We start from the raw sequence: 21,964 nt of genomic DNA on the forward strand, positions 1-21,964 counted from the left end.
TGAGGCGGTATTGACAGCGCGGGGTGGCGGGGATAGAGAAAGGCCCCTGCCCCACCCCAAGATCGCCACGCCCGGCCGCTAACCTTACGTGTCCGTCCTGGCCAGGGATTGACGGGCTTCAACTCACCCGAAGGGTTGCGCACATGGGCATTCTCTCTCTCCTGCGGAATGCGTTCAGCCGCTCACGCAAGGGGCGCGACACGGTTCCTTCGCAGGAGGCGGAGCGGGATTCCGCACCGGAGGACACCTCCGCGGCGGCGGCCGAGGGGGCCGCTACGCAGCAGGCCGCCGAGCCGAGGGTCCCGGCCCCGGCGACCGAGCCCGCGACGACGACCACGACCACGACCCCGACCTCCTCCGTCGCCGACGAACTCGTCTCCGCGGCCTTCGACAACGTGACGGTGCCGAAGCCGCGGGGCGGCGAGACCGCCGAGGGGAAGCCGGAGGCTCCGGAGGCTGAGGCGGACACTGCGGCCGAGACCGCGCCGAAGACCGAGGTCACGCCGAAGCCCGAGGCTGAGGCTGAGGTGCGGGCCGAAGCGAAGACGGAGCCACCAGCGGCCGAGGCGGAGACCGGGGCGGATACCGAGGTCAGAGTGCCGACCGAGGCGGAGACCGAGGTGCCCGCCGAGGCGGAGACTCCGGTGGTCGAGGCCGAGCCGAAGCCGGTCTCCGAGACCACCGACGAGGCGGAGGCTGCCGCGCCGTCCACAGAGGCGAAGCCGAAGGCAGAGGCAGAGGCAGAGGCAGAGGCGGCGGCGGAAGCCGTCGTCGAGCCCGCGCCGGTCGTCGACGCTGAGCCCGCCGCTGCCGAGGGGGAGCCCGCCGCTGCCGAGGTGGAGGCTGCCGACGAGGTCGAGCGCGAGGCGGAGGCTGAGGCCGACACCAAGGGCGTCGCCGACGTGGAGCCGGCCGCCCCGGTCGCCGAAGCCGCGCCCGGGCCGGTGGTCGAGGCCGCGCCCGAGGCGGCGGACACCGCCCCGGAGCCGAAGGCGGACGCCGAGCCGGACCCCGTCACCGCAGCCGCACCCGAAGCCACCGAGGGGACCGCCGAGGAGCCCGTAACGGAGGTGGAGCCCGAGGCCGCGGCCAAGGCCACAGCGCCGGCCGAGCCGAAGGCGGAAGCCGAACCGGAGCCCGTCGTCGACGCCGAGCCCGAGGCTGCGGCCGAAGACGCTGCGCCGGCCGAGCCGACGGCCACGGAGGAGCCGGAGGCTGCCACTGAGCCCGCCCCGGAGCCGGAAGCCACCCCGGAGCCGGCCGTCGCCACCGAGCCGGAAGCCACCCCGGAGCCGGCCGTCGCCACCGAGCCGGAAGCCACCCCGGAGCCGCACGCCACCCCCGAACCGGTCGCCGCCGAGCCGGCCGTCGCCACCGAACCCGCGGCCGCCGAACCGGTCGCCCCCGAGCCCACCGAGCCCTCCGAGACCCCGGACCTCGTCCTCGTGGCCGATGAAGCCACCCCCGAAGCCGCGGTCGCCGACGGCGCGGGTGCCCCACAGGTGGCACCCGCGGCCGACGACGAAAGCGGTACGGGTGGTGCGGGTGGGAAGACGGACGCGGCCGACGGCGGAGCCGAGGCCGTGCCCGCCGGCCTCCGCACCGCCTACGACGCCGCCCACGACGTCCTCGCCAAGCAGAACCTCACCCCCGCCCGCGCCAAGGTGTACCTCGTCCTCGACAGGTCCGCCTCGATGCGCGGCTACTACAAGGACGGCTCCGCCCAGGCCCTCGGCGAGCAGACCCTCGCCCTCGCGGCCCACCTCGACCCCGAGAAGACCACCGTCCCGGTCGTCTTCTTCTCCACGGAGCTGGACGGCACCGGCGACCTCACCCTCGACGCGTTCGAGAACAAGGTCGACGACCTGCACGCCGGCCTCGGCCGCATGGGCCGTACCAGCTACCACGTGGCCGTCGAGGAGGTCCTCGCCCAGCACCAGAAGGCGGCACCCGGCACCCCCGCCCTCGTCGTCTTCCAGACCGACGGCGCCCCGGACGCCAAGACCCCGGCGAACCAGGCGCTCGCGGACGCCGCGAAGAACCACCCGACCGTCCACTTCGCGTTCGTCGCGTTCGGCGACCCGGAGAACAAGGCCTTCGACTACCTCCGGAAGCTGAAGACGCCCAACACGTCCCACTTCCTGGCCGGCGAGACCCCCCGCGAACTCACGGACGCCGAGGTCTACGAGGGCATCCTCGCCACCTGGCGCCCGTAGTCACCGGCAAGCGGACGGGCCCCGGGCGATCCGGGGCCCGTCCGCCACCCGAAACGCGTGTGAGTCGATCTTCACCGGGCCAGTAGGATTTCGGCATGGCGGCCACTGGAACCGAGAAGCAGGGTGGCAAGGCGTTCTACGTCTCCACCCCCATCTATTACGTCAACGACGCTCCTCACCTGGGCCACGCCTATACGACCGTCGCAGGCGACGTGCTCACCCGCTGGCACCGTCAGCGTGGCGAGAAGGTGTGGTACCTCACCGGCACGGACGAGCACGGTCAGAAGATCATGCGTACCGCCGATGCCAACGGAGTGACTCCGCAGGAGTGGTGCGACAAGCTCGTCGAGGAGGCGTGGAAGCCCCTCTGGGAGCACCTGGAGATCGCGAACGACGACTTCATCCGCACCACGCAGAAGCGGCACACCGACCGCGTCCAGGAGTTCGTGCAGGACCTGTACGACAAGGGCGAGATCTACAAGGGCGGCTACGAGGGCCCGTACTGCGTCGGCTGCGAGGAGTACAAGCTCCCCGGCGAGCTGCTCGACGGCGAAGGCGACTTCGCGGGCCAGAAGCTCTGCCCGATCCACAAGAAGCCCGTGGAGATCCTCAGCGAGGAGAACTACTTCTTCAAGCTGAGCGAGTACGGCGACAAACTCCTCGCCCACTACGAGGCGAACCCCGGCTTCATCCAGCCCGAGTCCGCGCGCAACGAGGTCGTGAACTTCGTCCGACAGGGCCTGCAGGACCTGTCGGTCTCCCGCTCGACCTTCGACTGGGGCATCCCGATCCCGTGGGACGAGAAGCACGTGATCTACGTGTGGGTCGACGCCCTGCTCAACTACGCGACGGCGGTCGGCTACAACGAGAACCCGGAGAAGTTCGAGGCCACCTTCCCGGCGGACGTCCATCTCGTCGGCAAGGACATCCTCCGCTTCCACGCGGTGATCTGGCCGGCGATGCTGATGGCGCAGGGCCTGCCCCTCCCCGGCAAGATCGCGGCGAACGGCTGGCTGATGGTCGGCGGCGAGAAGATGTCGAAGTCGAACCTGACCGGCATCAAGCCGCAGGACCTCACCTCGCACTTCGGTGTCGACGCCTACCGCTGGTACTTCCTGCGCGCGATCGCCTTCGGCCAGGACGGCTCGTTCTCCTGGGAGGACTTCTCCGCCCGCTACACGAGCGAGCTGGCGAACGACTACGGCAACCTCGCCTCCCGGGTCGCGGCCATGGTCGGCAAGTACTTCGGCGGCACCCTGCCGGAGGCCACGGCCGACGGCGAGGCCGAGAGGGCGCTGCACGAGGGCCTGGCCAAGGCCGTCACCGAGGCCGACCGGAAGATCGGCGACGAGCTGGACTTCCAGGGCGGCATCCTCGCCGTCTTCGACTTCGTCAAGCAGGTCAACGGCTACATCACGGAGCAGGAGCCGTGGAAGGTCGCCAAGGACACGAGCGACGAGGGCAAGGCCCGCCTCGCGACGATCCTCTACACGGCCGCCGAGTCCCTCCGCGCCGTCGCCGTCCTCCTCAACCCGATCATGCCGGACACCTCCGCCCAGCTCTGGGACTCCCTGGGCGCGGAGGCCTCTCTCGGCGCCCTCGCGGACCAGAAGGTCCAGGAGGCGGGCGAGTGGGGCGTACTCCCGGCCGGCTCGACGATCACGAAGGGCGCGATCCTCTTCCCGCGCCTGGAGGAGAAGCCGAACGCGTAGCGCACCGCTACCACGCGGCGGAAGCCCGGGAACGACTGTCGTTCCCGGGCTTCCGGTCTTCCCAGAGGGGTTTCGGCTCCCCGACATGGGGCGTGCCGGACGAACAGGCGTCATGTGAAACGGCTCCGGGAGACAAGGGACCGCGACCGCGACCGCGACCAGGAGATCACCGTCTCCGGACGTATCAAGGAGCTGCGCGAAAGCGGCCTGGTGAAGGTCACGACGGGTACAGCGAAGAACTCACCCGCCTATGACGTCCGCTTCGAGGAGCCCGAGGAACTGCTGCGCATGCGCCCGGCCTCGGGGACCACGTACCTCGGACCGGCCGCCGAACAGACGACCCTGCCTCTTGAGCCGTGGGCGGCTCGCAACCCGGGACGTCCTCGTGGGCGTCTCCCAGGGCATGGCACTGTTCGGAAACGCGCACACCGTCGATCCCGGCAAGGCCCAGCAGGACTACGGACGTCTGCTGGGGCACGGGGAGCAGGTTCACGCCGCGTTCCTGCTGATCCGCGACACCATCCTGTTCACCGACCGCCGTCTGATCCTGATCGACAAGCAGGGGCTCACCGGCAAGAAGGTGGAGTACCACTCCGTCCCGTACCGCAGCATCACGCACTTCGCGGTCGAGACGGCCGGTCACTTCGACCTCGACGCCGAGCTGAAGATCTGGCTGTCGGGCAGCCACGAACCGATCGAGAAGACGTTCACCAAGGGTGTGGACATCTACGAGGTCCAGGCGATCCTCACGCAGTTCGTGGCCCGGTAGACGCAGGCGGGCCCCGGCAACCGCGCGGCCCGCAGCTGTCACAAGTGTCATGGCTGTGTTCCAGTGCCGGCGCAGGAGGTGCCGGTCGCTGCCGGATCCCCCATAGGCTCCGCGCACTGACGTCCAGTTGGGGGGACACATCATGAGCACCAGACCCCGGCCCGCCCTGCGAGCCACCCTCGCCATGGTGGTCTGCGCACTACTGACCACGCTCACCGTCGCACCGTCGGCCTCAGCCGACGGCCACGACCTGACCCCGCCCGTGATCCTGAGCGTCGCCGTCAACCACGGCCGGCCCATCGTGCTCGGGCCGAACGATTCGCTGACCTTCCAGGTGACCGTCACCGCCCGGGCGGACGCCGGCATCTACCGCAACGGCGTCGAGATCCACCTCCACGGCCCCTCGGGTGCGGGAGGTTCCCAGGGGCTGAACGGACTGAACGACCCGGCGCCCGGCTGCTCGCCCACCAGCGCGACCACCGCGGTGTGCACCGAGTGGTTCCGCATCGAAACCGGCAGCGCCGAGGTGACCAACAGCTGGGCGGGCAACTGGCAGATGTGGGCCCTGGTGGCCAGCAACAACCTCAACGAGGACCCGGGCAGCAGCATCACCACCGCGACCTTCCCGAACGTGATGAAACTGCAGCGCAGATCCAAGCTCACCTTCGCCGCCACCCCCAACCCCCTGCCCGCCGGCCGCAACCTCGGGCTCCTCGGCCGGCTCACGGTGGCGGACTGGGAGACGAACGAGTACGTCGGCCGCATCAACCAACCCGTCGAGCTGGAGTTCTGCGCCACGCCCTGCCGCACCGTGGAACCGGTGCGGTCCCTGACCACAGGAGCGTCCGGGTTCACCGGCACCACCCACCCGGCCACCCGGGACGGCTCCTGGTGGCTGCGCTACCGCGGCAACACCCAGTTCTCCGCCACCTACTCACCCGGCGTCCTGGTCGACGTCGTGTGACCGACCGCCCCTACCCGGACACGCGGACACGGGCCCGCCGCGGCGTGGACGAACCGTCGCGTGCGGCTTCCCTCAGCCAGACGCCCTGTTCCAAGCAACACACCCATGGACCCCGCACCAACAGCAATCAGGCGCGGGGCGCGCCCCGGCTGCGTATGCGCTCGCTTGCCGGAGGACCGTGGTGTCGCACTGGAGCACGTCCTCGGGAACATTGCCGATCCTGGCGATCCTCTGCTCGCCCGTTCATGCCCCCACGGGCACGGTGACGTCGCCCGGCCGCCGGAGAAGGACGGCCGGACGACGTCACGTGGGTGGCGGGCCGGGCGGCTAGAGGAGCGTGCCCGCGCCCGTGGTGCCGGTCAGGTCGGTCAGCAGGTTGGTGACCGCGGTCTGGAGGCCGGCCGTCAGGGCGGGGGTCCAGTTCACCGTGGTCTTCAGCTTCTTGGAGTTCGCGGCGTTGTACGCGGCGACGATGTCCGTGGCCTTGCCGTTGACGATGTTGCCGGTGCCCGCGAGCGAGCCCGTGCCGTCGCCGCTCAGCAGCTTGGCGACCTTCGCGTCAGCGGGGATCTTCCAGACGTTGCGCTCGGCGACGACCTGGGCCTTGGCGCGGGAGTCGATGCTGTACTTGGGGGCGTAGCCGTTGACCGTGGTGGTGTCGTAGACGTTGTTGTAGAGGTGGATCTGGCCGATGCGGGCCAGGGGAGCCCGCTGCACGATCCCCTTCCACAGGTTGTGGTGGATCGTCACGCGCAGCTTGCCCGTGCTGTCGGTGTCGCTGGAGCCGATCAGCATCGTCTTGTCGTGGTTGAGGAACTGGTTGCGCTCGACGGTCACCAGGTCGGAGCCGTTGGTGATGTCCAACGCGCCGTCGTGGACCTGGTACTTGCGTCCGAAGTGGGTCGCCTCGGTCTTGTCGAAGGTCGGCGCGTCGGTGAACGTGTTGTGGTCCGCCCAGACGTTGGTCGCGCCGCGCAGCGTGACGGAGTCGTAGTTGGAGTTCCACTCGCCGGCCGAGCCGTCGGTCGGGTCCCACTGCGGGAAGCAGTCCTGGGTGTCCGCGAAGGTCAGGTTGCGGATGATCACGTTCTTGACGTTCTGGACCAGGACGCTGCCACCGAGGATGCCGGCCTTGGTGCCGGGGACACCCACGATGGTGGTGTTGGACGGCACCCTGAGGACGATGTTCTTCTTCTGCTTGTCCTGAGCGGCCTTGCGGGCGGTCTCCTGGGTGCCCGACGGAACCTTCTTGCCGTACTTCGCGGGGTCGAACGCCTTGAGGTAGGCGGAGAGCGAGTACCCGGTGCCGGAGGCGTAGTCCGCGCAGGTCAGCTTCTTGCCGGAGTCGCTCGTGTTGGCGTCGATCGTGCCCTTGACCTTGATGATGCGGGGCGTGGTGTCGGTGGCGGAGCCCAGTGCCTTCACCAGTTCCGCCCGGGTGGACACCGTGAAGGTGTGCGCCGCGTCGGCCTTCGCGCCGCCGGTCGTGCCGGAACCCGACGCCGCCCAGCCGTCCTTGGCGGGCAGCACCTGGTGGTACAGGCCGGTGGGGGTGGGGGTGGGGCTGGCGTTGGCGTTCATCACGAGGACGCCGGCGCCGACAGCGGCGGCCACGGCTGCGGCGGAGGCCACGAGGGCCCGCCGCTTGCGGAGGGACCGGCGGTGGGACGGGCGCGGGGAGGCAGAGGCCACGAATGAGTCCTTACGTAACGTACGTGATTCGGGAGAACACGTGGTTCGTGTGGAGCCCCCGTGAAGGGGGTTCCGACTCATGTGTGGTCGCGGGAAGAGGAAAGGTTGCCGCCCTGATTCCGGTCACCTGGACGGGAGTTGGCTGCCGACCGCCGCCTACTGCTTGATGTGGTCCATCACCTCCTGGAACTCCTTCGCCGGGGAGAACTCGACGAGTTCGGTGTCCTCCAGGGCCTCCGGGGAGTGGCCGGGGCTCCAGTAGTAGGCCTGGCCCGCCTCGTAGAAGTCCTCGCCCTCCTTGGTGCGCACCCTCAGCCGGCCGCTGACGACCTGCCCCCAGTGGGGGCACTGGCACAGGTCGTCGGGGAGTCCTTTGAGCGCCGGGGCCATGTCGGTGCCCTGCGGGAGCTTGATGAAGGCGACGGACATGCCGCCGCCGAGCTCCTGGACGCGTACCTCAAGACCGTCACCCTCGATCACGACGGGGGCTCCCGTCCGCGTGACTGCCGTCATGATTCCTCCACGACCGGATCACCGCGGGGTCTGTGCGATCTCCGCTTCTCCATCCAGTCTGCGCCCGTCCCGCACACACCTCGAATCGGGGTGACATGCGTCACGACCGAATTGCACACGATGGAACCGATCAATCCGTTTCGGTAAAGCGACAAATGCCGACCCTCGAAGCCCCATCCGGCATTTGCCGCACAGACGGCGAATCCAACTGATCATCCGGGCCGGGGACTCCCGCGCCGACGGCGTCGGGACAACAGCTTTCTGCCTGCTCCCAGGGCGGGTTCGGTGGCTCGGGCGCGGACGGCGACCCGCTGCGGACGTACGCCTCGGCCCCCTCGAAAGGCCTCGCCGACGCACCGCGGCGGCAGCACACGTGTTCGTTGCCCGGTACGCCGAGCGGTCCCCATAATGACCGGGCTCACCAGGGCCACGGCCTGCCAAGGGGTCGATTGCGTCGAAGTCGGACCATTCAGTGAGGCCACGCATGACACGCACGGGACGAACGAACAGTCACCGCCGTACGACGAAACGGTCGGGGGCGCGGCAGCCGAGGACGAAACGCCGGAAGATAGCCGTCGCCACCGCCTTCGTGGTGGCCGTGGGCGCCGTGGGCATCCCCACGGCCGCGTGGGCCGGTGGTGTGGGGCTCGGCGACTGGAGCAGTGTGGCCTCCTCCTGGTGGGGAGGGCAGAAGCCGGACCCGGCTCCCCCGGCGCCGTCGCCCACACCCTCCGCGTCCGTGACGCCTTCCGCCGAGAGCACCCCGGACACTCCGGAGCGCTCCCCGAGCCCGTCGCGTTCCAAGGCCAAGCCGAGCGCGTCTCCCTCCAAGTCCGCCGAGCCGAAGGCCAAGTCCACCCCCGAGGCCGCCGACACCCCGGCCAGGACCACGCCGCCGCCGAGCGCCCCGAAGGCCACCCAGGCCGAACGCGCTCCCGCCGCCTCCGCCGGGAACGCGGCCTCCGGTCCCACGGCTCAGGTGCTGAGCCTGGTCAACGCCGAACGCGAGAAGGCCGGTTGCTCACCGGTGACGGTGGACGACAAGCTGACCAAGGCGGCCCAGGACCACAGCCAGGACATGGCCGACCACCAGAACATGTCCCACACCGGCTCCGACGGCTCGTCCATGAGCGACCGCCTCGCCCGCGTCGGCTACCGCTTCAGCACGGCGGGCGAGAACGTCGCCGCCGGCTACGGCACCGCCGACAGCGTCATGGACGGCTGGATGAACAGCCCCGGCCACAAGGCGAACATCCTCAACTGCGCCTTCAAGGAGATCGGCATCGGCCTGGCGGGACCGGGCAACTACTGGACCCAGAACTTCGGCTCACAGGCGTAGCCGCCGAGGTGCCGTATGAGGGCGGCGGCGCCGTGACGGGTGACGGGAGTATGCGGGCGGGGTCGTCGCTCTCGCGGAGGAGTATGCGGGAAGGCGACAGGGCGAGTTCGACGCATGAAGCGCCGTCCGAGCCGCTGGCGATCCACACCGCCGAACCCCACCGCACGGACGGCAAGTTCGTCTGGTGCGAGCTGACCACGGCGGTGTGAACGTTTCTTCCTTGCTCGAAAGAGTGATCCCACCTCAAGTGACCCCATAACGGTGCGAGATGGCCCGTAGGTTCCACCACATGGTCACTTCAGCCCACGAGGGCCTGCACCGCATCTTCCAGGAGAAGCCCGAGATCCTCGTACCCGTCTTCGGAGTGCTGGGCCTCCCCTTTCCGGAGAAGGCGACCGTGGACGCGCTCACCACCGACGTGACGGAGACCAAACCGATGGAGCGGCGCGTGGACACCGTGCTGCGCATCGGCCCGTCCGACGGGGAGGACTTCCTGCTCGCCGTCGAAGTACAGGGCGAGCGAAAGCCGGACAAGGAGAGGAGCTGGCCGTACTACGTCTACTACCTCCAGTCCAAGTACCGTCTGCCCGTACTGCTGCTCGTCGTCTGTCAGGATCGGCGCACCGCGAAGTGGGCGTCAGGCCCCTTCGACTGCGGTACGCGCGGCTGGATCACTCAGCGAACCCACCCCATGGTCGTCGGGCCGGACAACCTTCCGGCGGTCACCGACCCGAGGACCGCGGCGAACAACCTCGCCATGGCCGCCTTCTCCGCTCTCGCACACGCCCGCAGCGCTCAGATCAACGACATACTGGACGCGATGGGCCGCGCCCTTCAGGAGACGGACGGGAAGGCAGCCGACTACTTCTACGAGTTCCTGGAAGTCAATCTGCGGGGCACTCCCGCCGGAGAAAAATGGAGGGACATCATGAGCTTCGTCAGCTACTTCCCCGGTCGTGGGACAGTCCGCGAGACGGCTTACCTGGAGGGCGAGGCCAAGGGCGAGGCCAAGGGAGTCCTGCGCGTCCTGGAGGTGCGTGGCATTCCCGTCACCGACGACGTCCGGGAACGCATCACCACATGCTCCGACCCCACCCGAGTCAGCGCCTGGCTCGACCGGGCCGGCACGGTCACGCACGCGGAGGAACTCTTCGCGGAGGGCCCGGAGAACTCAGGGGCCGCCGATGCCCCGTCCGGTGAGGGCCTCGTTTGAGCCCCGGTCCGCCCCCTGCGAGGTGATCGGGCCATCGCGATCGCGGCATCGAGCGGCTGAGTGGCGGTCACGTGTGGCAGCACCGCTGTCGCCGCCAGGCCGACAGGGCCCGGCGGCGATGGCGGACTTCCGGCTCCCCTCTCCGTGCAGCCCTCAGCCCCGGTTCCCACCCCCGCCCGGACCGCCCCCGAAGCCGCCGCCCTCCGGGGCCTCGCCCGCCGTGACCGTGGCGATCTTCTTTGCCGAGCCGAGCTTGCCGGATTCGGCGAGGCCGCCGGTGTCGGAGCCGGAGGTGGAGCCGCCGGAGTAGACGGTGTACTCCTCACCGCTCTCGATCCCGGCGCCCGAGTACACGACGTTCTGGATGGTCTTCGAGGTGACGTACGACGCCACGACCTTCCCGTCCGCGTCGACGATGTGCAGGGTTGTGCCCGCCTCGACCGACGCGTCCAGTGTCGCCGACAGCCAGCCCTGTTCCGATTCCTCGTCCGGGGCGACGACCATGCCCGCGCTGCCGGCGGCGAGGAGGGTGCCGCCGCTGACGGTGAAGCTGCCGTTGACGTCGAGCGCTCCGTTGCCGCCCATCTCGGGACCGTTGACGACGACCGTGCCGCCGGTGATCTCGGCGGTGCCGTTGGAGTCGAAGCCGTCGCCCTGCGAGTTGAGGACGAGCGTGCCGCCGGTGACCTTCGCGGAGTAATCGCCGACGTTCTCCCCACCGCCGCCCCCGCCGGGACCGCCGCCACCGAAGCCGCCCTGCCCGCCCTGCTCCTCCTCGGACGTCGCCTCGCTGCCCGACGCGTTGACGCCGTCGTCGTCGGAGGTGACGTTCGAGGTGCCGCCCCGGACGAGGATGTCCTTGCCCTCCAGGCCCTCGTTGGAGCGGGTGACGTTCAGCGTGCCCTTGCTGATGATGAGGTCGCCCTCGGCGTGGATGCCGTCGTCGCCGGCCGCGAGGGTGACGTCGGCTCCGTTGAGGTGGACGGCCGCGTCGCCGTGCAGCGCGTCGGCGGAGGCGGAGACGTCGACCGTGCCGCCCTCCAACACCGTGATCACGCCGGACTTCAGGCCGTGCGCGGAGGTGTCGTCGGAGGCCTCGCTCTGCACGGTGAGCCTGCCGCCGGTCACGACGAGATCCGTGGCGGCGTCCACAGCGTCACCGTTCGCGCTGACGGAGAGCGTGCCGCCCGCGACGGCGATGTAACCGGCGTCCTCCTCGTCCGCGTTGTCGGACTTGAGTCCGTCGCCCTTCGCCGTCACGGTGACGGTGCCGCCGTTCACCACCAGGTAGTCCTTGCCCCGGATGCCGTCGTCGGCGGCCTCGACGGTGATGTTCCCGCCCTCGACGACCAGGCCGTCCTTGCCGGCGATCGCGTCGTTGCCGTTGCCCGTCACGGTCAGCGAGCCGCTGCCGCCGATCGTCAGGTCGCCCGCGCTGTACAGGGCGGCGTTCGCCTCGGCGTCGTCGGCGTAGGAGTCGGTGTCGCTCAGCTTGTTCTCACTGCCGTCCGCGAGGACGACCACGAGCCGCTCCGCCTCGGTCGCGGCGATCGCCGACCCCGAGGAGCTGGAGATGTCGACCCCGTCGAGGATCAGCGTCACGGTCGCCTCGGGGGCGGTGACCACGATCTGGCCGTCGTCCAGGGACCCGCTGAGCAGGTACGTCCCACTGGAGGTGATGGTGACGGTGGAGCCGTCGACGTCCACTCCCTTGCCGTCGGCGGAGGCCGAGTCCCCCTTCAGCTCGATGCCCACGGCCTCCGACTCGTCGTACTCCGTGTCACCGTCCTCGGCGTGCGTGTCCTCGTTGTCGGCGAGGACGGCCGCCGCGTTCCGCGTCCCGTCCACGGCCGCCGCCGCGCTCGCGCTCGACGACGAGTCGGACGACGCCGCCTCGGAGTCGCTCCCGGAGGAGCACCCGGCCAGCGCGGCGGTCGCGAGGACGACGGAGGCGAGCGCTGCGGCCGCCTTCGTACGGAACCCCCGTGTCCTGCTCTTCCACGAGTTCATACGGATGTTCATGCGGGGCTCCCGTTCAGTGCAGGTGCGGTGGGGAAGTGGCGCCGCAGAACGGGCAGCCAGCGGTTGGCGGGCAGGTCGGGCCGCAGCGCGGCGAGCCCGGTGCCGTACTTGGAGACCGGGCAGGGCCGGTGCCTGAGCGACCACAGCAGCCGGTCGGCGCCCGATCCGGCGCGGCCCGCCTTGGTCTCGACGATGGTCCGCTCGGGGGTGCGCAGCTCGGCGCCGTCGGGCAGCGCCCAGGTCAGGTCGGTGTCGACGGTGACCCGGCTGCCGCTGCCCGGCAGGAAGAGGGTGGTGCGGAGGTAGCGGGTGGTGAGCGCCGGCACCAGGCGGAAGCCGTGGGAGTCGATGCCCGCCACGCGGAGCACGTCGTCGACGTACGCCCGCGCCTCGGGGCCCAGCCGCCCCAGCTCACCGTCGTACGGGACGCGCTGCTTGACGGTGGTGCCGCGCGGGCCGCGCGTCTTGACCTCCAGGAAGTGCTGCCCGGACGCCAGGTAGGTCCGTATCCGCAGCTTGAAGCGGCGGCGGCGGCGGTGGGCGGCGCCCCGGTAGCCGTCCATGTCCGGGGTGTCGAAGTACACGGACCGGTACGCGAACTGCCGCTCGCCGTCGACTTCCAGTACCTGGACGTCCTCATCCAGCCCGCCGAGCACGAGGGGCAGGTCGGTGAGGGGCAGCATGTACTTGCGGTCCAGCCGGGTCAGCAGCTCGGCGCGGTCGACGAGTTCGTCGAGGCCGATGGGGCGCAGCGCCCCGACCACGGGGGCGACGGAGTCCAGGGCCGTCATGCCCGGACCCCCTGTTCCCGCTCGATCCGGCCGTCGGCCTCGCGCGGTGCGCGCGGGCCCTCGCCGGTGACGAGGTACCGGACGTCGACCAGGGTCATGTCGTTGACCAAGTCGACGCTCTGCACGGAGAGGTTCACCACCCGCCCGCCCAGCAGTACTTCGAGGTGGGCGCGCAGGGCGTCCTCGTCGGTGTAGGCGGCGTCGAGGCGCAGGCTGCGCTGCCGGTAGCGGCCGAACAGCCGCGGATGGTCGCCGACGTACATCGTGGCGACGATCAGCGCCATGAGCAGCGCCGACAGGACGTTGACCTGCTCCGGGAGGCCGGCCAGCAGGCCGAGGGCGAGCGCGGAGAAGTAGTACGCGATCTCGTGCTGGGCGATCTCGTTGGACCGCAGCCGGATGATCGACAGGACGCCGAACAGCCCCATGCCGAGGCCGATGCCGACCGACGACGAGCTGAGCGTCATCGCCACGGCGAGGACACCGACGTTGACGCCGAGGAAGGCGGCGATGAGGTCCCGGCGGTGGTGGCGCGGGAAGTAGACCGCGAAGGTCAGCACGGAGATGGCGGCCAGATCGGCGACCACGAGAAGGGTCTGGTCCATGTCAAAAGACGATCGAGGGTCAACCTTTGAGCCCGCTTTGCCTTCCCTTAACTGAACTTGAGAAGTTCCGCCGGCCAACTACAGGTGAACCCGGGCGCCCGTCGGTGTCTCCCACGGTCACCCCCTCCCCAACAGACCGTCTCGGCGGGCGACCGCCCTGAGGTCACGGTGCAATGGCCTGACGGACCGGGCCGCCGAAACCCGTACGCGCTGTGATTCCCCCGATGGGGTGGCAGGAGATCCGGTCGCCCCCGGCCGGTCCCCGTGCTGCCCTACAAGTTGCTTCGCTGGTAAGGAAGTTGGAGCAGAAGGAGGCACCAGTGGTGCGACGGGACAGGGCGCGGACGATGGCCGCGGCGACCGCGGCGGCGACGCTGGCGCTCGCTCCGGGGGCGGCTCAGGCCGTCGGCCCCCGGCCCCCGGTCGTGGAGACGGTCACGGCGACGGCGGCCAGGGTGACCGGTGCCGGGGTGACGGGCGTCGAGGTGACCGGTGCCGGGTCGGTGGCGACCGCCCCGAACGCGGCGACCGCACCGAAAGCCGAGGTCAGAGGCTTCCTGTCGGTCGTCAACCAGGCGCGGGCGGACGTCGGCGTCCCCCCGCTGGTCTGGGACGAGTCCGTCGCCGCGCAGGCCCGCTCCTGGGCGCGGGTGCGGGTCGCCGACTGTGCGCTCGTCCACTCGAACAGCCGGTACGGCGAGAACCTGGCCAAGGGGTCGAGCCCTCGCTACTCGCTGGCGGACGCGGCCCGTCTGTGGCTCGACGAGAAGTCCGACTACGACCGCCCCTCCAACTCCTGCGTCAACGACCGGGAGTGCCTCCACTACACCCAGCTCGTCCGGCGTGCCTCGACACGGGTCGGGGCGGCCAAGGCGAGGTGCGGGAACGGCTGGACCTACGTGGTCGCCAACTTCGACCCACCGGGGAACTGGGTGGGGCGACGGCCGTACTGACCGGGGAATGACCGCGGGGGCCGTGATAATCCCTCCATGGCCCCACTCCCGCCCCTCCCCGCCGTCCCCGAGGCCCGCGCGTGAACGACCATGCCCCGGATCCGCACCCGCACCCCGACCCCTCGGACCCGCAGCCGCACCCCGACCCCTTGGCCCCGCAGCCGCACACCGACGCTCCGGACCCGCGCGTGCACGACGGCCCCACGGACCCGCGCGTCAGCGGCCTCCCCGATCAGCTTCGCCATCTCCTCGGCGACGTGCTGGCCGTCGGCGCCCCGTACGGGCTCGCCCTCACCGGCGACCACGCGGCGCAGGCGCACGGTCTGGTCGAGGCGCGGCCGCCCGGCCGGGACCTGGAGACGGCGACGGAACACGCGGCGCCGATGGAGCGGATCGCGGCCACGGTGCGAGCGGGGCTGGCGGAACGCGGCTGGCTGGTGCGCACGGTGGAGACGGCCCCGCTCTCCGCCCGTCTCCTCGTCACCGACCCCACCACGGCGGAGGAACGCACCCTTGACCTCCTCAAGGAGACCCTCTGGCACCCACCGGTGGAGACGCCTCTCGGCCTCACCCTCTCCCTGGAGGACGTGGTCGGCACGACGGTGCGGGCCGTGGCCGACCGGGGCACGGCCCGCGACCTGATCGCCGTGCACGCGGCCACCGCCCACTGGACCGCCGTCGAACTGGAGGAACTGGCCCGCCGCCACACCTCCGCCACGTCCACCGCCTTCGACCTCGCCGACCTCCAGTCCCGGCTGGAGGGCACCGAGTGGCTCGACGACCGGGAGTTCGCCCGCCACGGCCTCGACGCCGACGCCGTCCTGCGACTCCGCCGCTGGGCCCAGACCTGGGCCGACGACATCGCCGAACGCCTCCTGGAGGAGGAGGCCCTGACGTCCCCACCGGAGGAGGAACCCGAGTGAGCCGGAGACGGTAGGTCCCGGGGGTCAGGTCACCGCCGCGATCACCACCACCGTCATCGCCATCGTCGCCGCCGTGAGAGCCGCCGCCGTGGCCGCCGCGGTCTCGGCCATCCGGCGCAGGGTGGGGTCGGCCCAGTGGTGGTCGGCGATCTCCGCCATGCGCCGCCGGGCGGGGGAGTCGTCGGAGTCGGCGTCCGGGAAGGCGAGGGTGTGCAGGTCACCGTGGTGCAGGAGGCTGATCAGGGCGGCGGTGCGGGGGTCCGGGTCGGCGCCCTCCAGTACGACCTCCGCCAGACGCCCGCGCAGGGCGGACTCCACTGTGCCGTCGGCCTCCGGATAACGGGTGGTGCGGAAGACGAGCAGGACCCTGCGCTTCTCCTTCCGGATCAGACCCTTGTCCAGGACACCGCGCAGAGCCGTCTCGTACTCCGCCGTGCTGTGCTCGTGGATCCACTTCCCGACATCGTCCGGCAGGGCCCCCTTGCCCGAACCGTCGGCCTCGTCGGCCTCGTCGACCGCATCAACCGCATCGACCGCATCGGTCTCGGCGTCCGCCCCGTCCGCCCCGTCCGCCCCGGAGAGCGTCCGTTCCAGCAGGGCCGCCGCCGCGATCGCGTAGGGCGTCCGCAAGGGCAGCCGGGCCTCACCCGTGGTGTCGTCCAGGGAGAGGAGGAGGATCTCCTCCCCGAGGGTCGTGGGGACGGGTGCTGACACGGCGGGAGTGGCGTCGATCGACATGGTCATGATCGGTACGACGCGGGCGGCGGACCGGAAGTTCCGCACCATCGAGTTGCGGCCGACACCCCCGCCCTCCCAGAATCCCCGCATGGACGACTTCCCCAGGCTCAGCCAACTCCCCTCCACCCTGCCCGAGTTACAGGATTCGGCCCGCGCCGCCGGGTTCACCATGTCGTGCGAACCCCGCACCGGCAGCCTGCTCGCCACGCTCGCCGCCACCCGCCCCGGCGGCCGGATCCTCGAACTCGGCACAGGTGTGGGCGAGGGCACCGCGTGGCTCCTGGGCGGGATGAACGAGACGGCGACACTGGTCACCGTCGAGCTCGACGATGCCGTACAGGCCGTCGCGCGTGACCGGTTCGCCGAGGACGGGCGGGTCACCTTCGTCACCGGCGACGGCGGTCGCTGGCTGGAGCGGTACGACGGCGCCCCCTTCGACCTCGTCTTCGCGGACACCTGGCCCGGCAAGTTCACCCACCTCGACGCCGCGCTGGGGCTGGTGGCGCCCGGCGGCGCGTACGTCGTCGACGACCTGACGCCCGTGCCCGGCTGGCCGGAGGGTCACGGGGCGGCGGTGACCGAGCTGCTCGCGGCTCTGGAGGGCCGCGCGGACTTCCGCACGACCCGGCTGACCTGGTCGACCGGCCTGCTGATCGCCGTACGGACCGACGCCGCCACCTCTCCCTGACCGCCACCACCCGGCCCACCCGACTCCGCACCCGGCCCTATGCTCGAACTCGCATTCGAAATCGCCCCTCTGGCCGGCCCCGCACCCGCACCCGTGTCCATCCCCAACGCCGCACGGGCCTCCCGTACATGGCGCAGTCCCTCGACCGCCGTCCGCGTGACCCGCGCGTACTCGTCCGGTGTGCGGGCCCCGGTCAGCTGGGCGCGGGCGGTGCGGAGGCGTTCGGTGGCCTCGGTCAGGGACTCGGCCGCGCCGCCGCCCGCCCGGGCCTGGGCCCGTACGTCGATACCGGACAGGCTGCCGCCCAGTCGTACGACCCAGCGGTTGGCCTCGGCCTCCGCGTCCAGGTCGGACGACGGACGCGGATCCTCCACGGACCGCCGCCGCGCGACGGTCGCGACCACCGCCCCGACGATCAGCAACACTGCCACCAGCACGACCAGCTTCATGGCCTCCTCCAGCGTTCCGATGTTCCGATGTTTCGATGTTTCGATGTTTCGATGTTTCGATGTTCCGTCCCGTACAGGTCGTACATCCCGTACGGGCCACTCACCCCGTACGTCCCATCACACCCCTTCCCCCTGTGATCGCCCGTCGAGAAACCTGTGCGTCCCCTGATGACTTCCCCAGCGGGTACCCGACGCCGGGGCGCGCGCACGGCGAAGGCCCGGAACCCAGGGGAGGGGGTTCCGGGCCTTCGGCGTGCGCCGGGGGTACGCCCGTCGGCCGCTCAGCCACGGGTGTACGCCGGTCGGGGTCAGCTCGCCGAGGCGGACTCCGACGCCGTCTCCGACGCGCCCGGCTGGACGGAGCCGTCCGTGCCGGTGTTCGTGGCCTCCGGGTCGACACCGACCGTGAGGGAGGCGACGACACCCTTGGCGATGTCGTTCTTCTTGTACTTCAGCTTGAGCAGTCCGCCCTGGGTGCCGCTGCCGTCGTAGATGGTGTCGTCGTCGAGGGTGGTGCGCTCGGTCGTGGAGGTCGAGTACGGCTCGACCTCGGCGGAGGCGAGGACGGACTCCTCGTCGAAGAAGAACTGCCCGGTGTGGCAGGTGTTGCCGCCCTCGTAACCGGCGTCCGTCCACTCGCCGTTGACGTGCACCTTGGTGTGGATGTGCACGCACCGGCCCCGGTACCAGCCCGGGAAGATCGTCGTGAAGGTGACGAGGCCCTGCTTGTCGGTCTTCCAGGTGCCGCGCAGATAGCGGGTGTCGCTGGTCGGCTCCTCGTGCACGCCTCCCCCGCCGCCACCGCCGGACGGTGGCTCCCCGGTCGGGGTGCCGGACGGCACGTCCGTGGGGGTGCCCGAGGGCGCGTCGGTGGGGGCGGTGCCGCCGCCCTCGGAGAAACTCTCGTAGCCCGAGTAGAGCCCCAGCGCGTCACAGTGCCAGATGTCGACGGCCGCGTCGCGGACGGGCTTGCAGGTCTCGGAGTCGATCACCTTGAGGCGCAGGGTGAGGGGGATGCCCTCCTTGTCCTCGGTGATGTCCTGGCGGAGCTTGTCCGCGTCGATGTAGTAGGGGCCCTCGGTGGTCTCCGAGGTGAGCTTGTAGCACTCCTCCCCGGCGCTCGCGCTCGTGGCGGCGAGGGGCTTGGCGTTGCCCTTCGTGGTGGTGCCCGCGCTGGCGGTCGCGACGACCGCTCCGCCCACGCCCACGGCCGCCACGGCGCCCGCGCCCGCCACGACGACCTTGCGACGCGTCAGGTCCCGCTTGTGTTTCGGCCCCTGGGCCTTCTCGTTCCCGGTCTGGTTTCCCGTCATGGCCAGGAAATTAGGGAGTCGGACTGTCAAAGCGATGAGAAGGGGCTGTGGTTTTCCCCGGCTTTCCCGAGCGAACGGAAAAGGGGCCCGAAATCGCCGTCCCTTTCGAGCCCCTTCTCGGCAGAAAATCTGGATATACCTGGCTCTGCCCCTCGGGCTATCCCTCGTTGGTCGCCTCGGGGTCCACGCCCACCGTGAGCGAGGCCCGCACGCCCTTCGCGATGTCCCGGGGGGCGTAGCGCAGTGTCAGCAGTCCGCCCCGGGCGCCGTTGCCGTCGTAGATGAAGTCCTCGTCGAGTGTGGTGCGCTCCGCCGTGTTCGACGCGTACGGCTCGACCTCGGCGGAGGCGAGGACGGACTCCTCGTCGAAGTAGAGCTGCCCGGTGTGGCAGGTGTTGCCGCCCTCGTAACCGGCGTCCGTCCACTCGCCGTTGACGTGCACCTTGACGTGGATGTGCACGCACCGGCCCCGGTACCAGCCCGGGAAGACGGTCCTGAACGTGACGAAGCCCTGCCGGTCCGTCCGCCAGGTGCCGCGCAGATAGCGCGTGTCGTCCGTCGGCTCCTGGTGGCCGCCGCCCGGGGGCGGGCCGGAGGGGTCGCCGGTGGGAGGCGGGGCGGTGGGGGCAGGGCCGCCGTCGCCGTTGCCCATGTCCTCGTAGCCGGAGTAGACACCGACCGCGTCGCAGTGCCAGATGTCGACCGCCGCGTCGCGGACCGGCCGGCACGTCTCGGAGTCGATCACCTTGACGCGGAGCAGCAGCGGGATGCCCTCCCGGTCCTCGGTGACGTCCTGGCGGATCTTGTCGGCGTCGATGTAGTACGGGCCCTCCATGTTCACGGAGGTGAGCAGGTAGCACTCCTCCGGTAAGGGCGCGGAGCCGTCGCCCGTCTGCCCTCTCTGTTCTCCGGCGAAGGCGTTCGCCGCCATGGCGCCGCCGAGGCCCACCGCCGCGACGGCGCCCGCGCCGGCCACGACGACCTTGCGACGCGTCACATCCTGCTGACCCTGCCGCCCCTGCTGATCCTGCTGATCCTCGTGACTCTGTTGATTGGCTGTCATGCGCCGGGAAGTTAGATAAGAAACCTGTCAACGAGCTGAGAAAAGGTCTTCTTTTCCCCGGCCATGCGAAAGGGACCTGAAATCGACGGACGACTTCAGGTCCCTTTCCGGGAAAGCGCCGATAAAGGCTTGCCTTACTTCGGCTGCGGCTTGCGCACCGACAGGTGCAGCTCACGCAGCCGCGCCTCCTCCAGCTCTGTCGGCGCGCCCATCATCAGGTCCTGGGCGTTGCCGTTGAGCGGGAAGGCGATGGTCTCGCGGATGTTGGGCTCGTCCGCGAGGAGCATGACGATACGGTCGACACCCGGCGCGATACCGCCGTGCGGCGGGGCGCCGAAGCGGAACGCGCGCAGCATGCCGGCGAACTGCTCCTCGACCGTGTCACGGTCGTAGCCCGCGATCTCGAAGGCCTTGAGCATGATGTCGGGCTCGTGGTTCCGGATCGCGCCGGAGGACAGCTCGACGCCGTTGCAGACGATGTCGTACTGCCAGCCGAGGATGTCCAGCGGGTCCTGGGTCTCCAGGGCCTCCAGGCCTCCCTGCGGCATGGAGAAGGGGTTGTGCGAGAAGTCGATCTTGCCGGTCTCCTCGTCCTTCTCGTACATCGGGAAGTCGACGATCCAGCAGAACCGGAAGACGCCCTCCTCGAAGTGCCCGGCACGCTTGGCGGCCTCGACCCGCACCGCGCCCATGATCTTCGAAACCTCTTCGAACTCACCCGCGCCGAAGAACACGGCGTGCCCGGCGGCCAGCGACAGACGCTTGGTCAGCTCGGCGACGTTCTCCTCGGTGAGGAACTTGGCGATCGGGCCGGACAGCGAACCGTCCTCGGCGACCCGCACCCAGGCCAGACCCTTGGCGCCCTGCTCGATCGCGTACTCGCCGAGCTGGTCGAAGAACTTGCGCGGCTGGGCCGAGACGTCCGGCACGGCGAGCGCGCGCACGTGCTTGCCTGCGAACGCCTTGAACTCCGAACCCTCGAAGACATCGGTGATGTCGACCAGCTCCAGCTGAGCCCGCAGGTCCGGCTTGTCGGAGCCGTACTTGAGCATCGCCTCGCGGAACGGAATGCGCGGGAAGGGCGACGTCACGTGCCGGCCGCCACCGAACTCCTCGAAGAGCTCGGTCATGAGCTTCTCGATGGGCTGGAAGACGTCCTCCTGCTCGACGAAGGACATCTCCACGTCGAGCTGGTAGAACTCACCCGGCGAACGGTCCGCGCGCGCGTCCTCGTCCCGGAAGCAGGGCGCGATCTGGAAGTAGCGGTCGAAGCCCGAGATCATCAGCAGCTGCTTGAACTGCTGCGGGGCCTGGGGGAGGGCGTAGAACTTGCCCGGGTTGAGGCGCGACGGCACGACGAAGTCGCGGGCGCCCTCGGGGGAGGTGGCGGACAGGATCGGCGTCGCCATCTCGTTGAAGCCGAGGGCCGTCATCTTGTGGCGGATGGCGCTGATCACGGCCGTACGCAGCATGATGTTGCGGTGCATGCGCTCGCGGCGCAGGTCCAGGAAGCGGTACTCCAGGCGCCGCTCCTCGTTGACCCCGTCCTCGGTGTTGATGGTGAAGGGGAGCGGGGCGGCCGCGCCGAGCAGCTCGACCTCGCCGACCTCGACCTCGATCTCGCCGGAGGGCAGGTCCGGGTTGATGTTCTCGGCGCCGCGCGAGACGACCTTGCCGTCGACGCGGACGGTCGACTCCTTGGAGATCTTGTCCAGCGCCTCGTAGGCCGGGGTGCCCGGACGGGCCACCAACTGCGTGATGCCGTAGTGATCGCGGAGATCGATGAAGAGGATGCCGCCCAGGTCGCGCCGATTGTGCAGCCAGCCGCTCAGCCGGACGTCGGTGCCGACGTCAGAGGCGCGGAGCTCGCCGCAGGTGTGGGACCTGTACCGATGCATCGTCGTTCATCCAGCCTTCGCTGATCGGGGATCTGGCGGGTGCCTCACGGCCGGTGTTCCCTATGGCCGTTGTTTCACGTGAAACAACGCCAAGGGTACCGGG

At 70.2% G+C, this 21,964-nt stretch carries 19 protein-coding genes; 10 read left to right on the plus strand and 9 right to left on the minus strand.

All coding sequences use genetic code 11. The features are described from left to right. Positions 1-143 precede the first annotated feature (143 nt). The 4 genes from K1J60_RS21415 to K1J60_RS21430 all read left to right on the plus strand — a co-directional run bounded on the left by K1J60_RS21415 (position 144) and on the right by K1J60_RS21430 (position 5,661). Entirely contained in the window at positions 144-2,216 is a 2,073-nt protein-coding gene (locus K1J60_RS21415; protein WP_220647611.1) for a VWA domain-containing protein, read from the plus strand. 95 nt (positions 2,217-2,311) lie between these two features. Next, entirely contained in the window at positions 2,312-3,928 is a 1,617-nt protein-coding gene (gene metG, locus K1J60_RS21420; protein WP_220647612.1) for a methionine--tRNA ligase, read from the plus strand. 403 nt (positions 3,929-4,331) lie between these two features. Next, positions 4,332-4,697, plus strand: a complete 366-nt coding sequence (locus K1J60_RS21425) for a PH domain-containing protein (protein WP_220647613.1) — start codon at positions 4,332-4,334, stop codon at positions 4,695-4,697. Positions 4,698-4,839: 142 nt separating this feature from the next. Further along, complete coding sequence (locus K1J60_RS21430; protein ID WP_220647614.1) at positions 4,840-5,661, plus strand: hypothetical protein; 822 nt, start codon at positions 4,840-4,842, stop codon at positions 5,659-5,661. A gap of 327 nt (positions 5,662-5,988) precedes the next feature. On the opposite strand, the gene K1J60_RS21435 is transcribed toward K1J60_RS21430, so the two are convergent. Together K1J60_RS21435 and K1J60_RS21440 are read right to left on the minus strand one after the other, a co-directional pair. Beyond that, on the minus strand, positions 5,989-7,353 hold the full coding sequence (locus K1J60_RS21435; RefSeq protein ID WP_220647615.1) for a pectate lyase family protein: 1,365 nt from the start codon (positions 7,351-7,353) through the stop codon (positions 5,989-5,991). A gap of 156 nt (positions 7,354-7,509) precedes the next feature. Further along, entirely contained in the window at positions 7,510-7,866 is a 357-nt protein-coding gene (locus K1J60_RS21440; RefSeq protein ID WP_220647616.1) for a cupin domain-containing protein, read from the minus strand. A gap of 484 nt (positions 7,867-8,350) precedes the next feature. On the opposite strand from K1J60_RS21440, the gene K1J60_RS21445 reads away from it, so the two are divergent. From K1J60_RS21445 to K1J60_RS21450, 3 genes are all read left to right on the plus strand, one after another. Next, positions 8,351-9,205, plus strand: a complete 855-nt coding sequence (locus K1J60_RS21445) for a CAP domain-containing protein (RefSeq protein WP_220647617.1) — start codon at positions 8,351-8,353, stop codon at positions 9,203-9,205. Between the two features lie 83 nt (positions 9,206-9,288). Continuing rightward, complete coding sequence (locus K1J60_RS46020; protein ID WP_259407851.1) at positions 9,289-9,414, plus strand: hypothetical protein; 126 nt, start codon at positions 9,289-9,291, stop codon at positions 9,412-9,414. Positions 9,415-9,494: 80 nt separating this feature from the next. Next, positions 9,495-10,418: a hypothetical protein gene (locus K1J60_RS21450; RefSeq protein WP_220647618.1), complete on the plus strand. Its 924-nt coding sequence runs from the start codon at positions 9,495-9,497 to the stop codon at positions 10,416-10,418. 153 nt (positions 10,419-10,571) lie between these two features. Here the strand turns inward: K1J60_RS21450 and K1J60_RS21455 are convergent, their stop codons facing one another. From K1J60_RS21455 to K1J60_RS21465, 3 genes are read right to left on the minus strand one after another with little or no spacing between them, the layout of a single operon-like run. Then, the gene (locus K1J60_RS21455; protein ID WP_220647619.1) at positions 10,572-12,440 is read right to left on the minus strand and encodes a carbohydrate-binding domain-containing protein; all 1,869 of its coding nucleotides are present in this window, start codon (positions 12,438-12,440) and stop codon (positions 10,572-10,574) included. Then, positions 12,437-13,231, minus strand: coding sequence for a polyphosphate polymerase domain-containing protein (locus K1J60_RS21460; protein WP_220647620.1), 795 nt, complete (start codon positions 13,229-13,231; stop codon positions 12,437-12,439). Before K1J60_RS21460 ends, K1J60_RS21455 begins: the two co-directional genes overlap by 4 nt. Then, positions 13,228-13,836: a DUF4956 domain-containing protein gene (locus K1J60_RS21465; protein ID WP_220647621.1), complete on the minus strand. Its 609-nt coding sequence runs from the start codon at positions 13,834-13,836 to the stop codon at positions 13,228-13,230. Before K1J60_RS21465 ends, K1J60_RS21460 begins: the two co-directional genes overlap by 4 nt. 323 nt (positions 13,837-14,159) lie before the next feature. On the opposite strand from K1J60_RS21465, the gene K1J60_RS21470 reads away from it, so the two are divergent. Beyond that, the gene (locus tag K1J60_RS21470; RefSeq protein WP_259407852.1) at positions 14,160-14,789 is read left to right on the plus strand and encodes a pathogenesis-related family 1 protein; all 630 of its coding nucleotides are present in this window, start codon (positions 14,160-14,162) and stop codon (positions 14,787-14,789) included. Positions 14,790-14,977: 188 nt separating this feature from the next. Then, the gene (locus K1J60_RS21475; protein WP_220651610.1) at positions 14,978-15,712 is read left to right on the plus strand and encodes a hypothetical protein; all 735 of its coding nucleotides are present in this window, start codon (positions 14,978-14,980) and stop codon (positions 15,710-15,712) included. 24 nt (positions 15,713-15,736) lie between these two features. On the opposite strand, the gene K1J60_RS21480 is transcribed toward K1J60_RS21475, so the two are convergent. Next, positions 15,737-16,540, minus strand: coding sequence for a GOLPH3/VPS74 family protein (locus K1J60_RS21480; protein ID WP_259407853.1), 804 nt, complete (start codon positions 16,538-16,540; stop codon positions 15,737-15,739). On the opposite strand from K1J60_RS21480, the gene K1J60_RS21485 reads away from it, so the two are divergent. Beyond that, a complete protein-coding gene (locus K1J60_RS21485) occupies positions 16,539-17,138 on the plus strand; it encodes an O-methyltransferase (RefSeq protein ID WP_220647622.1) in 600 nt (199 codons plus the stop codon). The genes K1J60_RS21480 and K1J60_RS21485 overlap by 2 nt on opposite strands. 757 nt (positions 17,139-17,895) lie before the next feature. On the opposite strand, the gene K1J60_RS21495 is transcribed toward K1J60_RS21485, so the two are convergent. The 3 genes from K1J60_RS21495 to aspS form a co-directional block, all read right to left on the minus strand. Next, a complete protein-coding gene (locus K1J60_RS21495; protein ID WP_220647623.1) occupies positions 17,896-18,900 on the minus strand; it encodes an intradiol ring-cleavage dioxygenase in 1,005 nt (334 codons plus the stop codon). Between the two features lie 157 nt (positions 18,901-19,057). After that, positions 19,058-19,963 carry an intradiol ring-cleavage dioxygenase gene (locus K1J60_RS21500; RefSeq protein WP_220647624.1) on the minus strand — a complete coding sequence of 302 codons (906 nt, stop codon included), beginning with the start codon at positions 19,961-19,963 and terminating at the stop codon, positions 19,058-19,060. A 134-nt stretch (positions 19,964-20,097) separates the two neighbouring features. Beyond that, positions 20,098-21,861: an aspartate--tRNA ligase gene (aspS, locus tag K1J60_RS21505; RefSeq protein ID WP_033530534.1), complete on the minus strand. Its 1,764-nt coding sequence runs from the start codon at positions 21,859-21,861 to the stop codon at positions 20,098-20,100. Positions 21,862-21,964: the final 103 nt, after the last annotated feature.

Source organism: Streptomyces akebiae (assembly GCF_019599145.1).
GTDB lineage: Bacteria > Actinomycetota > Actinomycetes > Streptomycetales > Streptomycetaceae > Streptomyces > Streptomyces akebiae.